Raw genomic sequence first — 24,041 nt, 5'->3', positions numbered from 1 at the left:
AAAGGGTTTCGGTGGTCATAGCGTGAGGGAAACGCCCGGTTACATTCCGAACCCGGAAGCTAAGCCTCACAGCGCCGATGGTACTGCAGGGGGGACCCTGTGGGAGAGTAGGACGCCGCCGAACTATTATTGAGAGGACCTTCGGTCCCGGCACACATGCTGGGACCGAAGGTCCTTTTTGTTTTTCCAGAGCTTTTTCTCGGAGCGCGCCGGCACCCCGGCTGCGCGAGAATGACTGCGGTACCGAAGACAGGAGTCCCCCCATGTCCCCCAACTCTCCCGACGATCGCCCGGAGCGCGACCAGCGCCGCCGGGACAGTGGCGACCGGGGCGGTTACCGCGGGGGCGCTCCGCGCGGTGACCGGCGTGGTGAGCGTCCGCAGGGTGACCGGGATCGTGGGCCTCGTCGTGAGGGGGACCGGCCCTCGTACCGGCGCGATGACCGGCGGGACGATCGGCGTGACGACAATCGCGGTGGTGGGTTCCGGCGGGATGACAGCCGTGGTGGTGGGTTCCGTGGGCGCGATGATCGGCCCTCGTACGGCGGTGGCGACCGGGACCGCGACCGGGATCGCGGGCCGCGTCGTGATGGTGACCGGCCGTCCTTCCGGCGGGACGAGCGTCGGGACGACCGGCGCGACGACAATCGCGGTGGTGGCTTCCGTGGGCGGGACGACCGGCCCTCGTACGGCGGTGGCGATCGTGACCGGGATCGTGGGCCTCGTCGTGACGGGGACCGGCCCTCGTACCGGCGCGATGACCGGCGGGACGATCGGCGTGACGACAGTCGCGGTGGTGGGTTCCGGCGGGACGACAGCCGTGGTGGTGGGTTCCGTGGGCGCGATGATCGGCCCTCGTACGGTGGTGGCGACCGGGACCGTGACCGGGATCGCGGGCCTCGTCGTGATGGTGACCGGCCGTCCTTCCGGCGGGACGAGCGTCGCGATGACCGGCGTGATGAGCGGCGCGACGACAATCGCGGTGGTGGCTTCCGGGGGCGGGACGACCGGCCCTCGTACCGTCGTGATGACCGGGACCGTGATCGGGATCGTGGGCCTCGTCGTGAGGGGGACCGGCCCTCGTACCGGCGGGATGACCGGCGTGACGACAGTCGCGGTGGTGGGTTCCGGCGGGATGACAGCCGTGGTGGTGGGTTCCGGGGGCGGGACGACCGTGGTGGGCGGCCCGGTGGTGGCTACCGTGGGCGGGACGATCGTCGCGATGACCGGCGGGACGACCGGCGTGGTGGCGGGCGGTTCCGGGATGAGCGGGATCGGGATCGTGAGCCGATCAAGCGGCTGCCGATTCCGGAGGACGTCTCCGGGTTCGAGCTCGACAGGGACGTGCAGCAGGAGCTTCAGTCGCTGCCGAAGGGGCTCGCGGAGGATGTCTCCAAGAACCTCGTCATGGTCGCTCGGCTGATCGACGAGGACCCGGAGAAGGCGTACGGGTACGCGAAGGTCGCGCTGCGGCTCGCGTCACGTGTGGCCGCTGTGCGCGAGGCCGCCGGGTTCGCCGCGTACGCGAACCAGGAGTACGGCGATGCCCTCGCCGAGTTCCGGGCCGCGCGGCGGATGACCGGGCGTGTGGAGCTGTGGCCCGTCATGGCCGACTGCGAGCGGGGGCTCGGGCGGCCGGAGAAGGCGCTCGACATGGCCGGGGCGCCCGAGGTGCAGAAGCTCGACAAGGCCGGGCAGGTCGAGATGCGGCTCGTCGCGGCCGGTGCTCGGCGTGACATGGGGCAGCTGGACGCCGCCATCGTGACGCTGCAGAGCCCCGAACTGGCGTCGAACTCCGTGCAGCCGTGGACGGCGCGGCTTCGGTACGCGTACGCCGACGCGCTGCTGGCCGTCGGGCGTGAGGGTGAGGCGCGCGAATGGTTCGCCAAGGCTGTTGAGTCCGACAAGGACGGCAGCACCGACGCGTCGGACCGGCTTGCCGAACTGGACGGGGTCGAGTTCGTCGACGCGTTCGACGGGGATGAGGACGGCGACGCCGAGACCGACGCCGGTGACGGTGACGACGCGAAGTAGTTGTTCGCGGCGGGATGTGTGGTGACGACTGACGGGCGGGCCTTCGGGTTCGCCCGTCAGTCGTTTCTGCGGTTAGCCGTTGCCGTCCGTCGTGAGTGTGCGCATGACCAGGCCCGTGGCCGGCTTCGGGCCGAACGATGTCGACTTGCGGGGCATCGTCACGCCTTGGCGGGCCAGGTCGCGGACGACTTCTTCGCGGACCGGGTGCATCAGGACCGCTGTGCCGCCGTCGCGGCGGGCCTTCTCGACTGTCGCGTCCGTGGCGTGGATGTACGTGACGTCGGCGGGGGAGTCCTCGGCGATGCCCCACAGGTGGGCGAGGAGGGTGGAGTGCAGGACCGTCGCGTCCAGGGTGCGCCAGGGCTCGGGGCGGTCCTTCGGGACCGTGCGGTCGAGGAGGGCCGGGTCGGGGCGGTCGAGCAGGTGGTAGCTGTCGGCCGTGCCGGTGAGGAGGAACGCGTTGCCCTCGCGGGCCGCCTCCGCGAGGGCGTCCATCGCGCGGGGGAGCGGGCCCGGGACTTCCCGGATGCGGAAGTGGGGGGACGCCGCTGCCAGGGCCTCGTCCAGGGGGAGGTTGTTCAGGAGGCGGTGGATCGCGCGGACGCGCAGCGGGTAGCTGGCCGTGTCCACGAGGAGGACCAGGCCGTGGTCCCAGGGGGACGGTGACGGGTGCTCGGCGCGCAGCCGCAGGTAGGTGGCCCAGCGGTGGTGGCCGTCGGCGATGAGGGCCTGGCGGTGGGAGAGGTCCTCCTGGATCGTGCGGATGTCCGACGGGTCCGTGATCGCCCACAGGCGGTGGCTGTAGCCGTCCTCGGTGGTTGTGGAGAGGAGGGGCCTGGTGTGGCGGGTGGTTCGCTCGATGAGGGCTGCCGCGGCGCCGGGGGCCTCGTCCGTGGCCGGGGCGGCGTCGGGTGTCCTGTCGTCCGTCGGGCTGGCGGCGGGCGCGCTGTCGTCCGTCGGGCCGGTGTCGGGTGTCCTGTCGTCCGTCGGGCTGGTGTCGGGAGTCTGGTCGGCGGTCGGGCCGGCAGCGGGCGCCCTGTCGTCCGTCGGGCCGGCGCCGGGTGTCCTGTCGTCCGTCGGGCCGGCGCCGGGTGTCCTGTCGTCCGTCGGGCCGGCGCCGGGTGTCCTGTCGTCCGTCGGGCCGGCGCCGGGTGTCCTGTCGTCCGTCGGGCCGGCGCCGGGTGCGCTGTCGTCCGTCGGGCCGGTGGCGGGTGTCCTGTCGGTCGCCGTATTGGTGCCGAGTGTCTCGTCCGTGGACGGGGCGTCGCCCGGCAGGCCGTCGGTGGCCGGGGTGGCATCAGTCAGTGCGTCGGCGGGCCGGTCTGTGCCGCGGTAGGTCAGGAGGAGTGGCTCGAAGTTTGCCTGTGTTGTGCGCATCAGGCCCGCTCGGTCCTCGACGATGTGCGGCATGACGTCCTCGTGCGGCAGGACCACGCCCTCCGCCGCGTCGGACAGGCGCAGGGCGCCGATGAGGCCGCGCTGGAGGAGTTCGCCGTTGCGCTGCTCGTAGACGTAGAGGGCCGGTTCCGTGTCGGCGGCCAGGATGCCTTCGGCCAGCCAGCGGTGCAGGGTGGCGGCCGCCTGGTCGTTGCGGGACTGCGGGGACGTGGCCTGCGGGAGGATCAGGCGGACGATGTTGTGCGGGTCCGCGCTCTCCAGGTGGAGCAGGCCGTCCGGGCGGACGACGACGTCGTACGGGGGTGAGGTGACGGCCGCGAGGCTGCCGATGCGCTCGGGGTCGTAGCGCACCCCGCGGAAGGGGCGCAGATCCAGGCCGTCACCTGCAGTGTTCATGCGGGCATCGTACGAGTGTCAGTGGCGTGGGGGATGATCGGGGGAGTGGGATCGAGGAAGGGCGGAACGGAATGAGCCAGAGTGCGAGCGGTGCGGCCGGCGCGGAGCCGCGGGTGCGGCCGGGGAGCAGTGCGCGGGCGCTGAGCGAGGCGTACGACACCGCGCTGCTCGACCTGGACGGGGTGGTGTACGCGGGTGGGCACGCCATCGCACATGCCGTGGACTCGCTGGCGGATGCGCGGGAGGCGGGGATGCGGCTCGCGTACGTCACCAACAACGCGTTGCGCACGCCGGACGCCGTTGCCGAGCACCTCGTGGAGCTGGGGATTCCTACCGAGGCCGATGACGTGATCACGTCGGCGCAGGCTGTCGCGCGGCTGGTGAGTGAGCAGTTGCCGGAGGGGGCGCGCGTGCTTGTCGTCGGCGGGGAGGGGCTGCGGGTCGCGCTGCGGGAGCGGGGGCTTGTGCCGGTCGAGTCGGCGGAGGATGAGCCGGTCGCCGTCGTGCAGGGGTACGGGGGCCCGACATGGCGTGGGGGCGGTTCGCCGAGGCCTGTTATGCCATCGCGGGTGGTGGCGTGCCCTGGTTCGCGTCCAACACCGACCTGACGATCCCGAGCCGGCGCGCGGCATCGCCCCGGGGAACGGGCGGCGTGGAGGTCGTCCGGATCGCGACGGGGGCGGAGCCGCAGGTCGCGGGAGCCGTTGCCGCCGATGCACCGGGAGACCATTCTGCGTACGGGGGCGAGGACGCCGCTGGTGGTCGGGGACCGGCTGGACACGGACATCGAGGGGGCGTTCAACGGGGGGGTCGATTCGCTGCTCGTGCTCACCGGGGTGACGGACGCGGCGCAGCTGCGGAGTGCTCACCGGCAGCCCGAGGTGACGGTCGAGGGGACGGGTTCCGGTGCGGCGGGTGGACCGCCTCGCGGGGCAGGAGCGGCTGGAGCTCGAGGGGGACGGTGACGCGATGGACGGGCTGCGGGCGCTGTGCGCGGCGGCCTGGACGGTCGCGGGGGACGGGTGTGTGAGCTGGACGCGGAGAAGGCGCTGGGGCGGCTGGAGCTTTAGGTCGCCGGGGGGGGCAGGCAGGTGACGAGTGTCCTCGGGCCGCCTCCTCGCCCGAGACTGCAAGCCGTCTCTGTCGTCAGGAGCGCGAGGCGTGACAGGGCGCGGGCATGAGGGATGCTTTTCGCGGGCAGCGGGCAGCGGCAGCGGGCAGCGGGCAGCGGGCAGCGGGCAGCGGGCAGCGGGCCAGCGGAATTGGGCCGAATTGGAGGGTAGGCTAACCTAACCTCGTGTTGGTCGACAGTCCCCCAGAAACGAGCGCGGACACCGCTCCCGCGCCACCAGGCCGCCGTACGGCGATCCGTAGGCCGGGTGCTCGCCTCGGTCGTCGTGTTGATCGCCGTGTGTGTGGCGAGCATCGCCGTCGGCGCCAAACCGCTCTCGCTCGATCAGGTCTGGCACGGGCTGTTCCACGATTCGGGGAACTACGCCGACATTGTTGTCGGGGAGCGCGTCTCCCGGACGCTGCTCGGTCTGCTCGCCGGGCTCGCGCTCGGCCTCGCCGGAGCGGTGCTGCAGGCGCTGACCCGCAATCCGCTCGCCGACCCCGGCATCCTGGGCATCAACATGGGCGCCTCCGCCGCCGTCGTCACCGCGATCAGCTTCTTCGGCGTGGCCTCGTTCAGCGGCTATGTGTGGTTCGCGTTCGCCGGGTCCGCCGCTGTGGGTGTGCTCGTGTATGTGCTCGGCGGCACGCGCAGTGCGACGCCCGTGCGGCTCGCGCTCGCCGGTACCGCGATCACCGCCGCGCTCTCCGGCTACCTCTACGCCGTGATGATCACCGACGACGTGGCGCTGAACCGGATGCGGTTCTGGCAGGTCGGCTCGCTTGCCAGCGCCAAGATGGACACGATCGAGCAGGTGCTGCCGTTCATCGCCGTCGGTGCCGTGCTGGCCCTGGGACTCGCCCGGCCGCTCAACGCGATGGCCATGGGCGACGACACCGCCCGCGCCCTCGGCGCCCACCTCGGCCGCACCCGCGCCCTCAGCATGGCCGCCGCGACGCTGCTCTGCGGCGCCGCCACCGCCGCCTGCGGGCCCATCGTCTTCGTCGGCCTGATGGTGCCGCACATCGTGCGCTCGTTCACCGGGCCCGACATGCGCTGGATCCTGCCGTACGCGGCGGTCCTCTCGCCCGTGCTGCTGCTCGGGGCCGATGTGGTCGGCCGCATCGTCGCCCGCCCCGCCGAGCTCCAGGTCGGCGTCGTCACCGCGGTCATCGGCGCCCCGGTCTTCATCCTTCTCGTACGACGCCGGAGGCTGGCCCAGCTGTGAAGACCACCAAGGCGCCCCGGACCTCCAAGGCCCTCCGTACCCCGAAGGCGATACGCACTCCGGGCGGGCTCTCCCTGCGGCTCGACGTCCGCTCGGCCGTCGTCGTGGCCTTGCTCGTCGTGGCCGCGCTCGCCGCGAGCGTCGTCCTCATCGGCACCGGCGACTTCCCGATCCCGGCCCTCGACGTCCTGCGCACCCTCGCCGGGCACGGCAACGCCGGGCAGGAGTTCATCATCAACGACCTGCGCCTTCCGCGGGTCCTCGTCGGCCTCCTGGTCGGCGGCGCGCTCGGGCTGTCCGGCGCGCTCTTCCAGTCCATCTCGCGCAACCCGCTCGGCAGCCCCGACGTGCTCGGCCTCGGCCAGGGCTCGACCGCGGGCGCCCTCGTCATGATCGTGATCTTCGGCGGCAGCGCCGGGCAGGTCGCGATCGGCGCGCTCGTCGGCGGGCTCGTCACCGGCCTCGCGATCTACCTCCTCGCCTGGAAGCGGGGCGTGCACGGGTACCGGCTCGTCCTGGTCGGCATCGGCGTCTCCGCGTTCGTCACCGCCGTCAACGGCTATCTGCTGACCAAGGCCGACTTCGTGGACGCGGCCCGCGCCACCGTGTGGATGACCGGCTCGCTCAACGGGCGCGGCTGGGAGCAGGTGTGGCCGCTGCTCATCCTGTTCGCGGTCCTCGTGCCGCTCGTCGCCGTGTTCGCGCGGCCGCTGCGGATGCTGGAGATGGGCGACGACTCGGCCGGCGCGCTCGGCATCCGCGTCGAACGGACCCGGCTGCTGCTGCTCACCGCTTCCGTCTTCCTCACCGCCGCCGCGACCGCCGCCGCGGGACCGGTGACCTTCGTGGCGCTCACCGCCCCGCAGATCGTCCGGCGCCTGACCAAGTCGCCGGGCCCGAACCTGCTGGCCGCCACCTGGATGGGCGCGACGCTGCTCATCGTCGCCGACCTCGTCTCGCAGCGGATGTTCGGCGCGGACCAGCTGCCCGTCGGCGTCGTCACCGGCGTCGTCGGCGGCGCGTACCTGCTGTGGCTCCTCGTCACCGAGCGCAAGGCGGGCCGGATATGAGCCGCCTTCGCCCCACTCCTCAGGCGGACCAGCCGCACCACCCCCAAAGGAGCACCGCTGTGAACAGGCTGATAGCCGACGACGTGACCCTCGGCTACGACCAGCGCGTCATCGCCGAGAAGCTCTCCGTGGAGATCCCCGACCACTCCTTCACGGTGATCGTCGGCCCGAACGCCTGCGGCAAGTCCACCCTGCTGCGCGCCCTGTCGCGGATGCTCAAGCCGAGCGCGGGCCGCGTCCTGCTCGACGGCAGCGTGATCCAGTCGATGCCCGCGAAGAAGGTCGCCAAGACGCTCGGCCTCCTTCCGCAGTCGTCCGTGGCGCCCGACGGGATCACCGTCGGCGACCTCGTCGCGCGCGGCCGCTACCCGCACCAGGGCCTGCTGCGCCAGTGGTCGCCGGAGGACGAGCGGGTCGTACGGGAGTCGATGGAGTCGACCGGCGTCGCCGAGCTCGCCGACCGGTACGTGGACGAGCTGTCCGGCGGTCAGCGCCAGCGCGTGTGGATCGCCATGGCGCTCGCCCAGCAGACGCCGCTGCTCCTCCTCGACGAGCCGACGACGTACCTCGACATCCAGCACCAGATCGACGTGCTCGACCTCTGCGCCGAGCTGCACGAGGAGCAGGGGCGCACGCTCGTCGCCGTCCTGCACGACCTCAACCACGCCGCCCGGTACGCGACCCACCTCATCGCCCTGCGCGGCGGTGAGGTGATCGCCGAGGGCGCGCCGAAGGACATCGTCACCGCCGATCTCGTCGAGCGGCTGTTCGGGATGAAGTGCCAGGTCATCGACGACCCGGAGACGGGGACGCCGCTGGTCGTGCCGGCTGCCCGCAAGGCGCGCAGGCCCGCGCACCCCAAGGCACCGGAAGCGGCCGCGGACGTGGACTCCGAGGTGGCTAAAGCAGCGTCCTGAGGCGCAGCAGGTCGCGGAACGAGGCCTCCAGCTTGACCCGGCCCGCGGCCCACGCCTTCGCGAAGTTCAGCCGGCCGTCCACCAGGGCCACCAGGTCGTCGCCCGTCATCGCGAGGCGGATCTGCGCCTTCTCGGCGGGCGGCCCGGGATACGTGGAGAGGACCTCGATCCGGCCGTCCCGCAGACGGCCGGAGAACGTCATGTCCAGGTCCGTGATGCGGCAGCTCAGGGTGCGGTCGAGCGCGGCGGCGGCCCGCACGTCCCCGTCCGCGCCCGCCATGCTGTCCGAGAGTTTGTCGAGTGCCGCGCGGCACTCCTCCGTAGTGGCCATCGTGATCGACGGTACACCGGGCTTCCGAGGTAGCGTCTGGGCATGAGTGACACTCCCGCCGAGCACCCCGCCGAACAGCCGAACGCGCCGTTCGAGCCCGCGGCCCCGGCGCCCCTCGGCATCGTGCGCACCCCCACCGGCAACGCCGCCGTGGACGCCGAGATCGAGCGGCTCGGCGATGTGGACCACCTCGCGGCGGACGGACACGTCGAGGTGTACGAGGATGTACACCAGGGCCTCCGGAACGCGCTGACCGCGCTCGACGCCAGGCCCCAGCCGTCACCCACGTATCCAGCGTCGCCCTCATCGACGTACGAGCACAGGAGCTGAACCGACCGTGGCAGGTGTGGCACGTCGCCGCCTCGACGCCGAACTCGTCCACCGCAAGCTGGCCCGCTCCCGGGAGCACGCCAGCCAGCTGATCGCCGCCGGGCGGGTGAGTGTGGCCAAGATCGTCGCGACCAAGCCCGCGACCCAGGTGCAGGCCGGGGTGTCGATCGTCGTCGCCTCGGACGACAGCGACCCCGACTACGTCTCGCGCGGCGGGCACAAGCTCGCGGGCGCGCTCGCCGCGTTCGGGCCGCAGGGACTTGACGTCAAGGGACGGCGGGCGCTCGACGCCGGGGCGTCGACGGGCGGGTTCACCGATGTCCTGCTGCGGGCCGGGGTCGCGCACGTCGTCGCCGTCGACGTCGGGTACGGGCAGCTCGCCTGGTCGCTCCAGAGCGATGAACGCGTCACCGTCAAGGACCGTACGAACGTACGCGAATTGACGCTGGAGGCGATCGACGGAGTGCCGGTGGACGTGGTGGTCGGGGATCTTTCCTTCATCCCGCTCGGGCTCGTGCTGCCCGCGCTCGCGCGGTGCGCGGCGCCCGGCGCGGACCTCGTCCTCATGGTGAAGCCGCAGTTCGAGGTGGGCAAGGAGCGGCTCGGCAGCGGTGGCGTCGTGCGCAGCCCCGAGCTGCGGGCCGAGGCCGTACGCGGTGTGGCCGCCCAGGCGTACGCGCTCGGGCTCGGCGTGCGGGGCGTCACCGCGAGCCCCCTGCCCGGGCCTTCCGGAAATGTCGAGTACTTTCTGTGGCTGCGTGCCGGGGCGCCCGAACTGGACCCGGCCGACGTTGACCGTGCAGTGGCGGAGGGGCCGCGTTGACTCAGACCCGAGCTCGTACTGTTTTCCTGCTCGCGCACACCGGGCGGCCGGCGGCCATTCGCAGTGCCGAGCGCGTCGTGGAGGGGTTGCTGAAGAGCGGCCTCGGGGTGCGGGTGCTCGCCTCCGAGGCGGCCGATCTGCCGCTGCCCTCCTCCGTGCAGCTCGTGCAGGAGGCCACTCCGGCCTGCCTCGACGGGTGCGAGCTGCTGATCGTCCTCGGGGTGACGGGACGCTGCTGCGTGGCGCCGAGTTCGCGCGGGCGTCCGGCGTGCCGATGCTCGGGGTGAACCTCGGGCGGGTCGGGTTCCTCGCGGAGGCCGAGCGCGATGACCTCGACAAGGTCGTCGACCGGGTCGTCACCAAGGAGTACGAGGTCGAGGAGCGCATGACGATCGACGTCGTCGTGCATCGCAACGGTGACGTGGTTCATCGGGACTGGGCGCTCAATGAGGCCGCCGTGCAGAAGACCGAGCCTGAGCGGATGCTCGAGGTCGTTCTGGAGATCGACGGGCGGCCCGTGACCGGGTTCGGGTGTGACGGGATCGTCTGTGCGACTCCTACGGGGTCCACGGCGTATGCGTTCTCGGCGGGTGGGCCTGTGGTGTGGCCTGAGGTGGAGGCGTTGTTGATGGTGCCCATCAGCGCGCATGCGCTTTTCGCCAAGCCGCTGGTTACGTCGCCGAACTCGGTGCTGGCGGTTGAGGTGCAGCCGCATACGCCGCATGGGGTGTTGTGGTGTGACGGGCGGCGGACGGTGGGGTTGCCTGCCGGGGCTCGGGTGGAGGTTCGGCGGGGGGCTGTGCCTGTGCGGCTGGCTCGGCTGCATCATGCGGTGTTCACTGACCGGCTCGTGGCCAAGTTCGCGTTGCCCGTCGCGGGGTGGCGCGGGGCGCCTCACTGACGGGTCCCGGCTGCCGGGTGGCCGTCATTTGCCGGGTGCCCGTCTCGTCGTGGCTGGTCGCGCAGTTCCCCGCGCCCCTGGCGGGGCTGGTCGTGCCGTTCGTCGTGCCCCTGGCGGGGCTCGTCGTGTCGTTCGTCGCGCCCCTTTCGGGGCACTCGTTGAGGGGGCCGTCGCACGGACTGCCTGTCACCTCGTAAGGTCGTGTTCGTGTTGGAGGAGATGCGGATACGGTCGCTCGGAGTCATCGACGACGCGGTGGTCGAGCTGTCACCCGGATTCACGGCGGTGACCGGCGAGACCGGCGCGGGCAAGACCATGGTCGTCACCAGCCTCGGGCTGCTGCTCGGCGGGCGGGCCGACCCCGCGCTCGTGCGGATCGGCGCGAAGAACGCCGTGGTGGAGGGGCGCGTCGCCGTGCCCCCCGGTTCGGGTGCCGTGGCGCGGGCCGAGGAGGCCGGGGCCGAGCTGGAGGACGGGGTGCTGCTCGTCAGCCGTACCGTCTCCGCCGAGGGGCGTTCGCGGGCGCATCTGGGCGGGAGATCCGTGCCGGTGGGCGTGCTCGCCGAGCTGGCCGACGAGCTGGTGGCCGTGCACGGGCAGACCGATCAGCAGGGGCTGCTCAAGCTCGGGCGGCAGCGGCAGGCGCTCGACCGGTACGCCGGGGACGCCGTCGCTGTTCCGCTGGCCAAGTACGCGACCGTCTACAAGCGGCTCAAGGCCGTGAGCGGTGAGCTCGACGAGATCACCACGCGTGCGCGCGAGCGGGCGCAGGAAGCCGATCTTCTGCGGTTCGGGCTCGACGAGATCGCCGCCGTGGAGCCGCGCGCCGGTGAGGACGTCGAGCTGGCGGACGAGGCCTCGCGGCTCGGGCACGCCGAGGCGCTCGCCTCGGCCGCCGCCGCCGCGCACGCCGCGCTCGCCGGGAACCCCGAGGACCCGGAGGGCGTCGACGCCACCACGCTGGTCGGGGGCGCCGCCCGCGCCCTGGACGCCGTACGGGCCCATGATCCGGCCCTCGCCACGCTCGCCGAGCGGATCGGTGAGGTGCAGATCCTGCTCACCGATGTCGCCGCCGAACTCGCCGGGTACGCCGACGACCTCGACGCCGACCCGCTGCGGCTCTCGGCCGTCGAGGAGCGCCGCGCCGCGCTGACCCAGCTGACCCGCAAGTACGGCGAGGACGTCGCGGGCGTGCTCGCCTGGGCCGAGGGAAGCGCCGCCCGGCTGCTCGAACTGGACGGCGACGACGAGCGGATCGAGGAGCTGGCCGCCGAGCGCGAGTCGCTTCGAGGTGAGCTGGGCGCGCTGGCCCAGGAGCTGACCAGCGCCCGTACCGAGGCCGCCTCGCGGTTCGCCGCCGCCGTCACCGAGGAACTGGCCTCGCTCGCCATGCCGCACGCGCGCGTGTCCTTCGACATCCGGCAGAACGAGACCGAGGCGGGCGACGGCGTCGAGGTCGGCGGGCGGACCGTGGTGTGCGGGCCCAGCGGTGTCGACGAGGTCGAACTTCTGCTCGCGCCGCACCCGGGCGCCCCGCCCCGGCCCATCGCCAAGGGTGCGTCCGGCGGTGAGCTGTCCCGCGTGATGCTGGCGGTCGAGGTCGTCTTCGCGGGCACCGACCCCGTGCCGACCTACCTCTTCGACGAGGTCGACGCCGGTGTCGGCGGCAAGGCGGCCGTCGAGATCGGCCGGCGCCTCGCGAAGCTCGCGAAGACCGCGCAGGTCGTGGTGGTCACGCATCTGCCGCAGGTCGCGGCCTTCGCCGACCGCCAGCTCCTCGTCGAGAAGACGAACGACGGGACCGTCACGCGCTCGGGCGTCACCGTGCTCGAAGGCGAGGACCGCGTACGGGAGTTGTCGCGGATGCTCGCGGGCCAGGAGGACTCCGAGACGGCGCGCGCGCACGCCGAGGAACTCCTAGAGGCGGCCCGCGCCGATGCCTGAGGCCGCCCGCAGCCTCCGCGCCGCCGCTGTCGCCGCGGGCGTCACCCTGGTCGCCCGCAGCGCCCTGCGCCGTACGAAGCCGGGCGGCGCGCGGCTGTGGGACCGGAAGAACTACGCGGGCCGCGGCGTCGATCTGTGCGCCGGGCCCGCCGTCACCCTCGGCACCGCGGCGGGCGTGCTCGTCTCGGACCCGGGGACGCGCGGCGCCGCCCTGATCGCCACGCTCGCGGCCGGGGCCTGCGGCGCCTACGACGACGTGGCGGGCGCGGACGACCCGCGGCGCGGCTTCCGCGCCCACCTCGGCGCCCTGCTCCACGGCGAAGTCACCAGCGGCGCCGTGAAACTGCTCGGCATCTCGGCGGCCGGGCTCGTCGCGGGCGCGCTGCTCAAGGAGCGGTGGGCCGACAAGGCCCTGGCCGGGGTCGTCGTCGCGAGCACCGCGCACGTCGTCAACCTCGTCGACGTACGGCCCGGACGCGCGGCCCAGGCGGCACTCGCGCTCGGCAGCGCCGGGCTGCTGCGCGGATCGCTCGCCGCAGCGTCCATGGGCGCCGCCGCCGTGGCGCTCCCGGACGACCTCGCCGAGCGCGGCGTGCTCGGCGACGCGGGCGCGCACGCCCTGGGCGCCGCGCTCGGCGTCGCCATCGTCGCGGGCAACGGACGGGCCGGGCTCGTCGCGCACGCCGCCGGCCTCGTGGCCGCCGTCGCGGGCGGCGAACACGTGAGCGCTCGGGCCCGGGGAACACGCGACTGAGGCCCGCCCCGACTTCACCCGTGTGAGTGGTCCGGTGCGCCGGGTTGCCCGGGACGGCCGGGTGGGGGACCGTGGCCGGTGCCGGAACTCCGTACGGACTGGCATCCTTGGCCTGGACCACACCCCTGGACCACACCCTGGACCACTTCCGGGCCGCACCACCCCCCGGCCCGGAACCACCCGAACCACCGCATCAGGAGCCCCGCCGCGTGAGCCACGTGAGCAGCCACTCAGCGCACGGACAGTCGCCGCTGCGCACCGTGCAGGTACTGGGTGGCGGCAGCGCGGGCAGCAGCGCCCACGTCCGCTCGCTCGCCGCCGGGCTCGTGGCCCGGGGCGTGCGCGTCACGGTCTGCGCCCCGTCCGAGGCCGAGCGCGCCTACGGGTTCGGGGACGTCGGCGCCCACCACCTCGCGGTGCCGCGCTCCAGCGACCCGGCGTCCGTCGCCGCGCTCCGCGTGGCCTGCGCCGACGCCGACCTGGTGCACGCGCACGGCCTGCACGCCGCCCTGCGCGCCTCCCTCGCGCTGCACGGCCGCCGCGTCCCGCTCGTCGTCACCTGGCACACCCGCGGCTACGCGGAAGGGGCCCGGGCCCATCTGCTGCGCATCCTTGAGCGCCGCGTCGCCCGCGCCGCGTCCGTCGTCCTCGGCACCTCGTCGGAGCTGGTCGACCGGGCGCGGGAGCGCGGCGCCCGGGACGCGCGGCTCGCGGCCGTCTCCTTCCCCGCGCGCCGCGCCGAACGGGTCGACGCGGAGGACGCCGAGCGGGCCCGCAACAAGACACGGGCCGAACTGGGCGCCACCGACCGCCCGTTGCTCATGGCCGTCGGCAGCCTGGAGCGGCACCGCGGCTACGACGTGCTGCTCGACGCCGCGCACGCCTGGCTCGACCTCGACCCGGCGCCGCTCCTCGTCATCGCGGGCGAGGGGCCCGAACGGGCCGCGCTGCAGCGGCGGATCGAGACCGAGGGGCTGCCCGTCCGGCTCGCCGGGCGCCGTGACGACGTCGCCGAGCTGCTGCCCGCCGCCGATGTCGCGCTGCTGCCCAGCAGCTGGGAGTCGCGCTCGCTGCTCGCGCAGGAGGCGCTGCACGCGGGCGTGCCGCTGGTGGCGACCCGGGTCGGCGGCATCCCCGAACTGGTCGGAGAGGCCGCGGAACTGGTGCCGTACGGGGACGCCCCGGCGCTCGCCCGGGCCGTCGAGCGGCTGCTCTCCGACCCCGCGCGCCGCGCCGAACTCCGGCACCGGGGGAGGGCGCAGGCCGCGTCCTGGCCGACCGAGGACGCGACGATCGCCCAGGTCCTCAGCGTGTACGACGAGTTGACCGGCGCCTTCTGACGCGCGGGCTGACTTACGGGTTCTGCCACACGAGTTGACCTGCGCCGTACGACGAACGGGCCGCACGGTCGACCGGCGGCTTCTACCGCACGGGCTGCTGCACGTGGCGGCGAGCCCGCAGCGCCAGGCTCAGCGCGAGCACCGTCTGCGGATCGTCCAGGTCGGTGCCGAGCAACTCGCCGATCCGGGCCAGGCGGTTGTAGAGCGTCTGCCGGTTCAGATGCAGCTCACGGGCGGTCTCCGCCTTGCGGCCCGCGTGCGCGAGGTAGATCTGGAGCGTCGGCAACAGCGGCGGCTTCGCCCGCTTGTCGTGGTCCTGGAGCGGGCCGATCGCCCGCTCGACGAACGCGGCGAGGGCGCCTTCGTCGTGGCGGTGCAGCCGCCAGAGCAGCAGGTCGATGTCGAGGCGCCGGGCGTCGTGCCACGCCTTGCCGTCCAGGCCCTGCGCCGCCGTCGCCGTCTCCGCCGCGTGGCGCAGGCCCGCCGCGGCCGCGGCCCAGCCGCCCGCGCCGCCGACCACGACGACCGGGGCCTGGGCGCCCGCCCGCCGCATCCCGGACCGTTCGACCCCGGCCCGCAGCGCCGCCGCGACGCGCTCCGCGACCGCCGGGCGCTCCGACTCCGCGCGCAGGCCGAGCAGGAGCGGCACCCGCCCCTCGACGGGCCGTACGCCGAGCAGCACGGGCACGCCGACCGACGCCAGCTCCTCCGCCACGGCACGCGCGAGGACCGCCCAGCCGCCGCCCGGCGAGGAGCCGACCGGGGTCTCCGGCAGCCGCATCACCACCGGAAGCAGCGGCCCCTGCCCCGTGGGCCTGAAGCCGAGGACGCGGGCCTGCGCCGGGGCGTCCTCCGGGGCGATCCGCCCCTCCGCGAGGTCGGTGAGGAAGTCGCCGCGCCCGCGTGCCGCCAGCTCCTCCTCCTGCCGCGCCTGCATGAGCACCACGGCGAGGGAGCCCGCGGCCCGTTCGGCGGCGATCCGGTGGACCGGCGCGAGCGGCGCCGCGACCGGCAGGAGCACGAGCCGCGCCCGCACGGAACCGGCGCCGGGCCCGCCGCCCGGCACGTCCACGAGCACGGCTCCGCCGGGCGGCTCGTCCTGGTGGGTGGCGCGCATGCCCTCCCACACCTGGAGCGGGTCGGCGACGTCACCGGCCGCGCCCGCCGCGTACAGGAGCTGTCCGTCGACGGTCTCCAGGAAGACGGGGTTGCCGCTGAACCCGGCCAGGACGCGGAGGACTTGCGGGACACCGCCGCCGCCGAGCAGGGCCTCGGTGCAGCGGCGGTGCACGTCCTCGGCGCGGCGGAGGAGCGCGTAGTGCCCGTTGACGATCTCGGTGTGGATCTCCTCGGTGACCGTCACGAACGGCACCTCGCGGTGCAGCTGCACCAGCGGGAGGTTCGCGGCCCGCGCCGTCTCGACGAGCGCGGCGGGCAGCCGCTCGAAGCGCTGGCCCAGCTCTATGACGAGCGCCGCGATGCCCCGGTCGGCCAGCCTGCGGACGAAGGCCCGCTGTTCGGCGGGGCGGGTCCCGATCCCGTAGCCCGTGCTCAGAAGCAGTTCGCCGCCCTTGAGCAGGGAGGCGATGTTGGGCACCTCGCCCGCGTGGACCCAGCGCACGGTCCGCTGGAGCCGGTCCTGCCCCGCCACCACCTCGGGCAGCCCGCTGCGCAGGCCCGGCAGCTCAAGGGCGCGCTGCACGGTGATGCCCGCCGGGGCGTTCTGCGGGGTGCGGGAGCTGTCCATGAGGCGGACGCTACCTGCGTGTCCGCCCCATGGACATCCCGGATGGGGAAAAAGGGCTGCTCAGCCGCTGTACGCGCCGGACGAGGTGAGGCGCAGCGCCGTGTCGATCAGGGGCACGTGGCTGAACGCCTGCGGGAAGTTGCCGACCTGGCGCTGCAGGTGCGGGTCCCACTCCTCGGCGAGCAGGCCCAGGTCGTTGCGGAGGGCGAGCAGCTTCTCGAAGAGCTTGCGGGCCTCGTCGACCCGGCCGATCATCGCGAGGTCGTCCGCCATCCAGAACGAGCAGGCCAGGAACGCGCCCTCGTCGCCGGGGAGCCCATCGAGCCCGGCGTTGTCGCCGTCTGTCGGGTAGCGCAGGATGAAGCCGTCCGGCGTGGACAGCTCCCGCTGGATCGCCTCGATGGTGCCGATGACGCGCTTGTCGTCCGGCGGCAGGAAGCCCATCTGCGGGATGAGCAGCAGCGATGCGTCCAGCTCCTTGGAGCCGTAGGACTGCGTGAAGGTGTTGCGCTCGGCGTCGTAGCCGCGCGCGCACACGTCCCGGTGGATGTCGTCGCGCAGCTCGCGCCACCTCTCCAGGGGCCCGTCCGCCTCGCCCGACTCCAGGAGCTTGATGGTCCGGTCGACCGCGACCCACGCCATCACCTTGGAGTGCACGAAGTGGCGGCGCGGCCCGCGCACCTCCCAGATGCCCTCGTCCGGCTCGTCCCAGTGCTTCTCCAGGTACTGGATGAGCTTGAGCTGGAGCAGCGAGGCGTAGTCGTTGCGGGCCAGGCCCGTCATGTGCGCCAGGTGCAGCGCCTCGGTGACCTCGCCGTACACGTCGAGCTGGAGCTGGTGCGCCGCCCCGTTCCCGACGCGTACGGGCGTCGAGTTCTCGTAGCCGGGGAGCCAGTCCAGCTCGGCCTCGCCCAGCTCGCGCTCGCCCGCGATGCCGTACATGATCTGCAGGTTCTCCGGGTCGCCCGCGACCGCGCGGAGCAGCCATTCGCGCCAGGCGCGGGCCTCCTCGCGGTAACCGGTGCGCAGCAGCGAGGACAGGGTGATCGCCGCGTCCCGCAGCCAGGTGTAGCGGTAGTCCCAGTTGCGTACGCCGCCGATCTCCTCCGGCAGGGAGGTGGTGGGCGCGGCGACGATGCCGCCGGTCGGCGCGTAGGTGAGCGCCTTCAGCGTGATGAGGGAGCGCACGACGGCCTCGCGGTACGGGCCGTGGTACGTACAGTGCTCGACCCACTCCTGCCAGAACTCCTGGGTCGCCGTGAGCGCGCCCTGCGGGTCCGGCAGCGACGGCGGCTTCTGGTGCGAGGGCTGCCACTGGATGGTGAACGCGACCTGCTCGCCGGGCGCCACCGTGAAGTCGGAGTACGTCGTCAGGTCCTTGCCGTACGTCTCCGCCTCGGAGTCCAGCCACACGGAGTCGGGGCCGGCGACGGCGACCGTACGGCCGTCGATCTTGTGCACCCACGGCGTGATCCGCCCGTACGAGAACCGCATCCGCAGCGCCGACCGCACCTGGACGCGCCCGGTGACGCCCTCCACGATGCGGGTGAGCTGCGGCGCGCCGTCACGCGGCGGCATGAAGTCGGTCACACGGACCGTGCCGCGCGGGGTGTCCCACTCGGACTGGAGGATCAGGGAGTCCCCGAGGTAGCCGCGGCGCGTCGCCGCCGGCGGTTCGGAGTCGGCCGCGTGCGCGGGGCCAAGGCGCCAGAAGCCGTGATCCTCGGTGCCGAGCAACCCGGCGAAAATGGCATGCGAGTCGAAGCGGGGCAGGCACAGCCAGTCGACTGTGCCGTCCCGGCAGACCAGGGCGGCGGTCTGCATGTCTCCGATAAGTGCGTAATCCTCGATGCGCCCGGCCACGTGCGTCTCCAGTCGAACGGCCACGTACGCCCCAAGGCCGCGACAGTGGGTCGAGGGGCGATCGCAATGCGGTCTCAGCGGTCAGCGGTCATAGGTCTAGATGATCGGTCAACGGTAAACGGTCAACGGTTCACAAACGGAAGTCAACGAATCGTCTTGATACGTCGTCGGGGCACGTCGTCGCAAACGAACCGACCAGCCGGTTGTTCCGGCGACGGCACCTGCTTCACGGACGGGGGTGGCGCCGTTGTGCTGCCGTTTCTCGTGTGACTCGCCAAGCCGACTGTCGCGAGCAGGATACGACGCACCCAAGTGATCCGCTTGCCGCTCCCGACAACGCGCCTGAGCCGAAAGAGTGACCACCGGGTGACGATGTCGTGGACCCGTGGTGACGCGTGCGCGGAGCGTGGCCGGAAGCACCCTGCCCGCGTCGCTGATACCCTGGTAGCCCGTGAGCCGGTGGTCATCGAACCCCCGAACCGCAGCGACGGCGCCTCCCCTCCCCGACACGTCTCGACGAGTCCGGAGTCCGCGCCGGTACGCACCTCCAGACCGCGACCACGGGAGCCCCCTCTTGGCCATGACGCCCAAATCCACGACGACCAAGCACATCTTCGTCACCGGGGGTGTCGCTTCCTCCCTCGGCAAGGGCCTCACCGCCTCCAGCCTCGGGATGCTGCTCAAGGCACGGGGCCTCCGCGTCGTCATGCAGAAGCTCGACCCGTACCTCAACGTCGACCCCGGGACGATGAACCCGTTCCAGCACGGTGAGGTGTTCGTCACCAACGACGGCGCCGAGACCGACCTGGACATCGGCCACTACGAGCGCTTCCTCGACGTCGACCTCGACGGCTCGGCCAACGTCACCACCGGCCAGGTCTACTCGCAGGTCATCGCCAAGGAGCGGCGCGGCGAGTACCTCGGCGACACCGTCCAGGTCATCCCGCACATCACCAACGAGATCAAGCACCGCATCCGCCGCATGGCGACGGACGAGGTCGACGTCGTCATCACCGAGGTCGGCGGCACCGTCGGTGACATCGAGTCGCTGCCGTTCCTGGAGACCGTCCGCCAGGTCCGCCACGAGGTCGGCCGCGACAACGTCTTCGTCGTGCACATCTCGCTGCTGCCCTACATCGGCCCCTCCGGCGAGCTGAAGACCAAGCCCACCCAGCACTCGGTCGCCGCCCTGCGCAACATCGGCATCCAGCCGGACGCCATCGTGCTGCGCTGCGACCGCGAGGTCCCGACCGCCATCAAGCGCAAGATCTCGCTGATGTGCGACGTCGACGAGGACGCCGTCGTGGCCTGCCCCGACGCGCGCTCGATCTACGACATCCCGAAGACCGTGCATGGCGAGGGCCTGGACGCCTATGTCGTCCGCAAGCTGGACCTGCCGTTCCGCGACGTGGACTGGACGACCTGGGACGACCTGCTCGACCGCGTCCACAACCCCGACCACGAGATCGTCATGGCCCTGGTCGGCAAGTACATCGACCTGCCCGACGCCTACCTCTCGGTGACCGAGGCGCTGCGCGCGGGCGGCTTCGCCAACAAGGCCCGCGTCAAGATCAAGTGGGTCACGTCCGACGACTGCAAGACCCCGGCCGGGGCCGCGAAGCAGCTCGGCGATGTCGACGCCATCTGCATCCCCGGCGGCTTCGGCGAGCGCGGCGTGTCCGGCAAGGTCGGCGCGATCCAGTTCGCCCGCGAGAACAAGGTGCCGCTGCTCGGCCTCTGCCTCGGCCTGCAGTGCATCGTCATCGAGGCCGCGCGCAACCTGGCCGACGTGCCGGACGCCAACTCCACCGAGTTCGACCCCGCCACCGGCCACCCGGTCATCGCCACGATGGCCGAGCAGCTCGACATCGTCGCGGGCGAGGGCGACATGGGCGGAACGATGCGCCTGGGCATGTACCCGGCCAAGCTCGCCGAGGGTTCCATCGCGCGCGAGGTGTACGACGGCAAGGAGTACGTCGAGGAGCGCCACCGCCACCGCTACGAGGTGAACAACGCCTACCGCGCCGAACTGGAGAAGAAGGCCGGTCTGCAGTTCTCCGGGCTCTCCCCGGACGGCAAGCTCGTCGAGTACGTCGAGTACCCGCGCGAGGTCCACCCCTACCTGGTCGCCACCCAGGCCCACCCGGAGCTGCGCTCGCGCCCGACGCGTCCGCACCCGCTCTTCGCCGGTCTGGTGAAGGCGGCGGTGGAGCGCAAGGTGGCTGCGCAGGGCTCCGCCGGTTCTGCGGGTTCCGTTGGTTCCGCGGGTTCTGCGGGGGCCAAGAAGGGCAAGTAAGGCCTGTCGCAGCAGCGATGTACGGTTACCGGGGTGCGTGCCATTTGCGGCACGTGCCCCGGTTTCTTTTGTGTGCGTACGTGGGAGGACGTGGCGAATGACTGCGATCGAAGACACCCCTGAGCAGTGGGAGGTCCGGGCCACCGAGACCCCCTTCGTCGGGAACAAGACCTCCGTGCGCACGGACGACGTGGTCATGCCCGACGGGTCGGTCGCCCGCCGCGACTACCAGGTGCACCCCGGCTCCGTCGCCGTCCTCGCCCTCGACGACGAGGACCGGGTCCTGATCCTGAAGCAGTACCGCCACCCTGTGAGCATGAAGCTGTGGGAGATCCCGGCGGGTCTGCTTGACGTCCCCGGCGAGAACCCGCTCCATGCGGCGCAGCGCGAGCTGTACGAGGAGGCGCACGTCAAGGCCGAGGACTGGCGCGTCCTCACCGACGTGTACACCACCCCGGGCGGCTGTTCCGAAGCGGTCCGCGTCTTCCTCGCGCGGGGTCTCTCCGAGGCGGAGGGCGCCCGCTTCGAGGTGGAGGACGAGGAGGCGGACATGGAGCTCGCGCGGGTGCCTCTGGCCGACCTGGTCTCCGGGGTGCTCCGGGGGGAGCTGCACAATAACTGCCTTGTGGTGGGCGTGCTTTCGCTCAGCGCGGCGCGGGCGGAGGGGTTGGTGGAGGGGTTGCGGCCGGCCGAGGCGGAGTGGCCTGCCCGGCCGTTCGAGGTGTAGGCGCCGCGGGGGCCTCTGCGGCCTCGCGAGCGCGGCTCTCGTCGTGGCTGATCGCGCAGTTCCCCGCGCCCCTGACGACGCCTGGCCGCCGTAGGGCTTCTGCGGTTTCGCGGGTGCGGCTCTCGTCGTGGTTGCTCGCGCAGTTCCCCGCGCCCCTGAAAGGCCTGCGGCTACGCCGCGCCTTTCCCCGAGCGACGCACCCCGAGCGACGCGCCTTGAGATGGCGCACGGAGTGCGCATCTCAGGGGCGCGGGGAACTGCGCGAGCAACCACGATGGTGCGGCACGTGGCGGACGGCCGGACGGAATGGCGCACGGAGTGCGCATTCCAGGGGCGCGGGGAACTGCGCGACCAGCCACGGCGCACCCGCACGCAGCCACTCGCGATGAAGCCCACGGCATACCCGCATTCGCCCCCGCCCGGCGCCCTCCGCCACGTACCCGCGTTCGCCCCGCCCGGCACGACCCGCCGCATTCGCCCCCCCCGGCGCACCCCGCCACGGACCCGCGTTCGCCCCGCCCGGCACGACCCGCCGCGCTCGCCCCGCCCGGCGCACACCTCATACCCCCCACCCGGCGGAGCCCACCGCTAAGTGCGACCATCCGCTGATCCGATCGGGCGATCTTGGCGCGGCGCTCGCCGGAGACGGACCCGCACCCTGAACTAGGCTCGGGACCGCCCCCGCCGACCCCCGGAGGGGCAGGGTGAGACGGAGCGTGGCCCGTGACGGATCAGGCGGTCGAATCGGACGACGAGACGGCGGTCGGGCCGTCCCCTCGTGGCGTGACGGGCCGTCAGTTCTTGGGGCGCCGCAGGGAATTGAAGGAGCTCCGCGCCGACATCGAGCGGGCCGGACTGGACACCCTGTCCGGCCGAAAAGCACCCCGCGCAAGAGTGCTGCTCATCGCGGGCCGCCCCGGCACGGGCCGCACCGCACTCGCGGAGGAGCTGCTGCGCCAGGTCGCCGACCGGTACCCGGACGGCGCGCTGCGCACCCGCCTGACCGCGCCGGACGGCACCCCCGTACCGACCGAACGCGTCGCCCGCGACCTGCTGAACGCGCTCGAACTGCCCGCCCCCGCGGGAGAGTCGGCCGACGACCTGGCGGAGCGGCTGCGCGAGGGCCTCTCGGTGCGCCGTGTCGTGCTGCTGCTCGACGACGCGGGCGACGCGGAGCACGTGGACCCCCTGCTCCCGGACACACCGGACTGTCTGGTTGTCGCCGTCGCCGAGGGCCCGCTCACCGGGATCCCGGACGTACGGCCCTGCACGGTCGGCGGGCTCGACACCAAGTCCGCGCTCGAACTGCTCACGGCGCACATCGGCTCCGTCCGCGTCACCTGCGACCCGCGCTCGGCCGAGGCCCTGGTGGAGCTGTGCGCCGGGGAACCCGCCGCCCTGCAGATCGCCGGCGGATGGCTCGCCCGGCGGCCCAAGGAGTCCGTCGCCGACCTCGCCAGGCAGCTGCACGCCGCCGACGACGCCGGGGAGGGACCCGCCCTCGTCCGCGTCTTCCGGCACGCCTACGCCGGCCTGCCCGGACCCGCCGCCCGCATACTGCGGTACCTGTCCCTGGCGCCCGAGGGCTACGTCGACCCGCACACCGCGTCCGCGCTCGCGGGCTGCTCGGTCTCCGCCGCCCGCGCCACGCTGGACGACTTCACCGCCCTCGGGCTCGTCCGGGCCGTCGGCACCCGGCTGCCGCAGTACGAGCTGCCGGTCTGCCTGATCCCGCTGCTGCGCGGGCTCACCGAGACCCAGGACAGGCCCGGCGAACTCCAGCTGGCCCGCGCCCGCATGCTGGAACGCACCGTCCGCCTGCTGACCTCGTGCCGCGCCGTCACCGAGCCCGCCGACAGCCCGGCCCGCAAGAAGCTCGCCGGGCTGCCCAGCGCCCTGCGCTTCCCCGACCCGGGGGCGGCGGCGGAGTGGCTGCACGCCAGGCTGCCCGCGCTGCTCGCCGCGGCCCGGCTCGCCGTGGCCGACGGCGACCTCGACACCCTGGCCCGGCGGCTGATGGCGGCGCTGGTGCGCGCCCTGGTCGCGCACCGGGGCACCGAGGCCGCCGCCCCCGAGCTGTACGCGATCCACGGCCTTGTCCTCGATGTCGCCGAGCGGCGGAACCTGCCGAGGGAGAAGGCCGCCGCGCTGCTCAACCTCGGCGACCTGGACGCCGGGACCGGCCGGACGCGGGAGGCGCTCGCCCGCTACCGGACCGCGCTCGACGCCGGGCGCGCCGCGCAGGACCCGTACGCCACCGGCCGCGCGATGGAATCCGTAGGCGGTGCGTACCAGCAGCTGGAGGACTGGCACCGGGCCGCCGACTGGTACGGGCGGGCCCTCGCGCAGCGGCTCGCGCGGGGTGAGCGGGGCGACGCCGCGCGGCTGCACGGGCGGATCGCCACCGTCCACACGTACGCGGGGCGCTACGGCGAGGCGCTGCGGGGCTGGCGTTCGGCGGTCGCCGGGTACCGCAAGGAGGGCGACGTGCCCGCGCAGGCACGGGCGCTCAGCGAACTGGCCCGGGTGCAGGAGTACGCCGGGCGGCCCGAGGAGTCGCTGCGCACCTGCCAGGAGGCGGCCGACTGGGCGCGGCGGGCCAAGGACGTACGGCTGCAGGCGGCGCTCCAACTGCGGCTCGCCGACACCCTCGAACGGCTCGGCGACCCGGCCGCCGCCAAGCTGCACCGGGGTGCGGCCGAGCGCATGCTGGGAGAGGAGGCGGCCGGGCCCGCCGTAGGCGGTGCTCCGGAAGCAAACCCTTCGGAACATGCGGCTAACACCTGCGAAATCCGTAGTGCTTCACCGGAAGATTGATGTATCGAAAGG

Annotated in this window: 16 protein-coding genes, 1 rRNA gene and 3 pseudogenes; 16 read left to right on the top strand and 4 right to left on the bottom strand. The window is 73.0% G+C overall.

Annotated features, from left to right (window positions below; genetic code table 11):
• Positions 1–7 precede the first annotated feature (7 nt).
• From rrf to N5I75_RS07365, 3 genes are all read left to right on the top strand, one after another.
• A 5S ribosomal RNA gene (gene rrf, locus N5I75_RS07375) occupies positions 8–124 on the top strand.
• 260 nt (positions 125–384) lie between these two features.
• Positions 385–1,422 (top strand): hypothetical protein, encoded by a 1,038-nt coding sequence (locus tag N5I75_RS07370; RefSeq protein WP_476675537.1) that lies wholly within the window; start codon positions 385–387, stop codon positions 1,420–1,422.
• Positions 1,407–2,033, top strand: a complete 627-nt coding sequence (locus tag N5I75_RS07365) for a tetratricopeptide repeat protein (RefSeq protein ID WP_476675535.1) — start codon at positions 1,407–1,409, stop codon at positions 2,031–2,033. The genes N5I75_RS07370 and N5I75_RS07365 overlap by 16 nt, the downstream gene beginning before the upstream one ends.
• Before the next feature lie 72 nt (positions 2,034–2,105).
• Here N5I75_RS07365 and N5I75_RS07360 read toward each other — a convergent pair whose 3' ends face one another.
• On the bottom strand, positions 2,106–3,827 hold the full coding sequence (locus tag N5I75_RS07360; protein WP_476675533.1) for a DUF1015 family protein: 1,722 nt from the start codon (positions 3,825–3,827) through the stop codon (positions 2,106–2,108).
• Positions 3,828–3,898: 71 nt separating this feature from the next.
• Between N5I75_RS07360 and N5I75_RS07355 the strand changes: the two are divergent.
• From N5I75_RS07355 to N5I75_RS07340, 4 genes and pseudogenes are all read left to right on the top strand, one after another.
• Positions 3,899–4,897 (top strand): annotated as a pseudogene (locus N5I75_RS07355) (HAD hydrolase-like protein).
• Positions 4,898–5,127: 230 nt separating this feature from the next.
• Positions 5,128–6,169: pseudogene (locus tag N5I75_RS07350) on the top strand (FecCD family ABC transporter permease).
• Entirely contained in the window at positions 6,166–7,239 is a 1,074-nt protein-coding gene (locus tag N5I75_RS07345) for a FecCD family ABC transporter permease (RefSeq protein ID WP_476675532.1), read from the top strand. Before N5I75_RS07350 ends, N5I75_RS07345 begins: the two are co-directional and overlap by 4 nt.
• Positions 7,236–8,156, top strand: coding sequence for an ABC transporter ATP-binding protein (locus N5I75_RS07340; protein WP_476675530.1), 921 nt, complete (start codon positions 7,236–7,238; stop codon positions 8,154–8,156). Before N5I75_RS07345 ends, N5I75_RS07340 begins: the two co-directional genes overlap by 4 nt.
• On the opposite strand, the gene N5I75_RS07335 is transcribed toward N5I75_RS07340, so the two are convergent.
• Complete coding sequence (locus tag N5I75_RS07335; RefSeq protein WP_476675528.1) at positions 8,140–8,487, bottom strand: SCP2 sterol-binding domain-containing protein; 348 nt, start codon at positions 8,485–8,487, stop codon at positions 8,140–8,142. The genes N5I75_RS07340 and N5I75_RS07335 overlap by 17 nt on opposite strands.
• Before the next feature lie 42 nt (positions 8,488–8,529).
• Between N5I75_RS07335 and N5I75_RS07330 the strand changes: the two genes are divergently transcribed.
• The 6 genes and pseudogenes from N5I75_RS07330 (at position 8,530) to N5I75_RS07305 (ending at position 14,579) form a co-directional block, all read left to right on the top strand.
• Positions 8,530–8,817 carry a hypothetical protein gene (locus N5I75_RS07330; protein WP_476675526.1) on the top strand — a complete coding sequence of 96 codons (288 nt, stop codon included), beginning with the start codon at positions 8,530–8,532 and terminating at the stop codon, positions 8,815–8,817.
• Positions 8,818–8,824: 7 nt separating this feature from the next.
• Positions 8,825–9,640 (top strand): TlyA family RNA methyltransferase, encoded by an 816-nt coding sequence (locus N5I75_RS07325; RefSeq protein ID WP_476675524.1) that lies wholly within the window; start codon positions 8,825–8,827, stop codon positions 9,638–9,640.
• A pseudogene (locus N5I75_RS07320) lies at positions 9,637–10,541 on the top strand (NAD kinase). The gene N5I75_RS07325 and the pseudogene N5I75_RS07320 overlap by 4 nt, the downstream one beginning before the upstream one ends.
• A 219-nt stretch (positions 10,542–10,760) precedes the next feature.
• Complete coding sequence (gene recN, locus N5I75_RS07315) at positions 10,761–12,485, top strand: DNA repair protein RecN (RefSeq protein WP_476676951.1); 1,725 nt, start codon at positions 10,761–10,763, stop codon at positions 12,483–12,485.
• Positions 12,478–13,239, top strand: coding sequence for a hypothetical protein (locus N5I75_RS07310; protein ID WP_476675522.1), 762 nt, complete (start codon positions 12,478–12,480; stop codon positions 13,237–13,239). The genes recN and N5I75_RS07310 overlap by 8 nt, the downstream gene beginning before the upstream one ends.
• Before the next feature lie 209 nt (positions 13,240–13,448).
• Positions 13,449–14,579, top strand: coding sequence for a glycosyltransferase family 4 protein (locus N5I75_RS07305; RefSeq protein WP_476675520.1), 1,131 nt, complete (start codon positions 13,449–13,451; stop codon positions 14,577–14,579).
• A gap of 82 nt (positions 14,580–14,661) precedes the next feature.
• Here the strand turns inward: N5I75_RS07305 and N5I75_RS07300 are convergent, their stop codons facing one another.
• Entirely contained in the window at positions 14,662–16,326 is a 1,665-nt protein-coding gene (locus N5I75_RS07300; RefSeq protein ID WP_476675518.1) for a PucR family transcriptional regulator, read from the bottom strand.
• A 60-nt stretch (positions 16,327–16,386) separates the two neighbouring features.
• Positions 16,387–18,189: a glycoside hydrolase family 15 protein gene (locus tag N5I75_RS07295; RefSeq protein WP_476676949.1), complete on the bottom strand. Its 1,803-nt coding sequence runs from the start codon at positions 18,187–18,189 to the stop codon at positions 16,387–16,389.
• 580 nt (positions 18,190–18,769) lie between these two features.
• On the opposite strand from N5I75_RS07295, the gene N5I75_RS07290 reads away from it, so the two are divergent.
• From N5I75_RS07290 to N5I75_RS07280, 3 genes are all read left to right on the top strand, one after another.
• Positions 18,770–20,485 carry a CTP synthase gene (locus N5I75_RS07290; protein WP_476675516.1) on the top strand — a complete coding sequence of 572 codons (1,716 nt, stop codon included), beginning with the start codon at positions 18,770–18,772 and terminating at the stop codon, positions 20,483–20,485.
• 97 nt (positions 20,486–20,582) lie between these two features.
• Positions 20,583–21,212 carry an NUDIX domain-containing protein gene (locus N5I75_RS07285; RefSeq protein WP_476675514.1) on the top strand — a complete coding sequence of 210 codons (630 nt, stop codon included), beginning with the start codon at positions 20,583–20,585 and terminating at the stop codon, positions 21,210–21,212.
• Between the two features lie 723 nt (positions 21,213–21,935).
• Complete coding sequence (locus N5I75_RS07280; protein ID WP_476675512.1) at positions 21,936–24,029, top strand: tetratricopeptide repeat protein; 2,094 nt, start codon at positions 21,936–21,938, stop codon at positions 24,027–24,029.
• The last annotated feature ends 12 nt before the right edge of the window (positions 24,030–24,041 follow it).

It is taken from the genome of Streptomyces sp. R818 (assembly GCF_056172735.1).
Note: the sequence above shows the minus strand (reverse complement) of the source record. Positions and strands in the feature narration are given on the sequence as shown.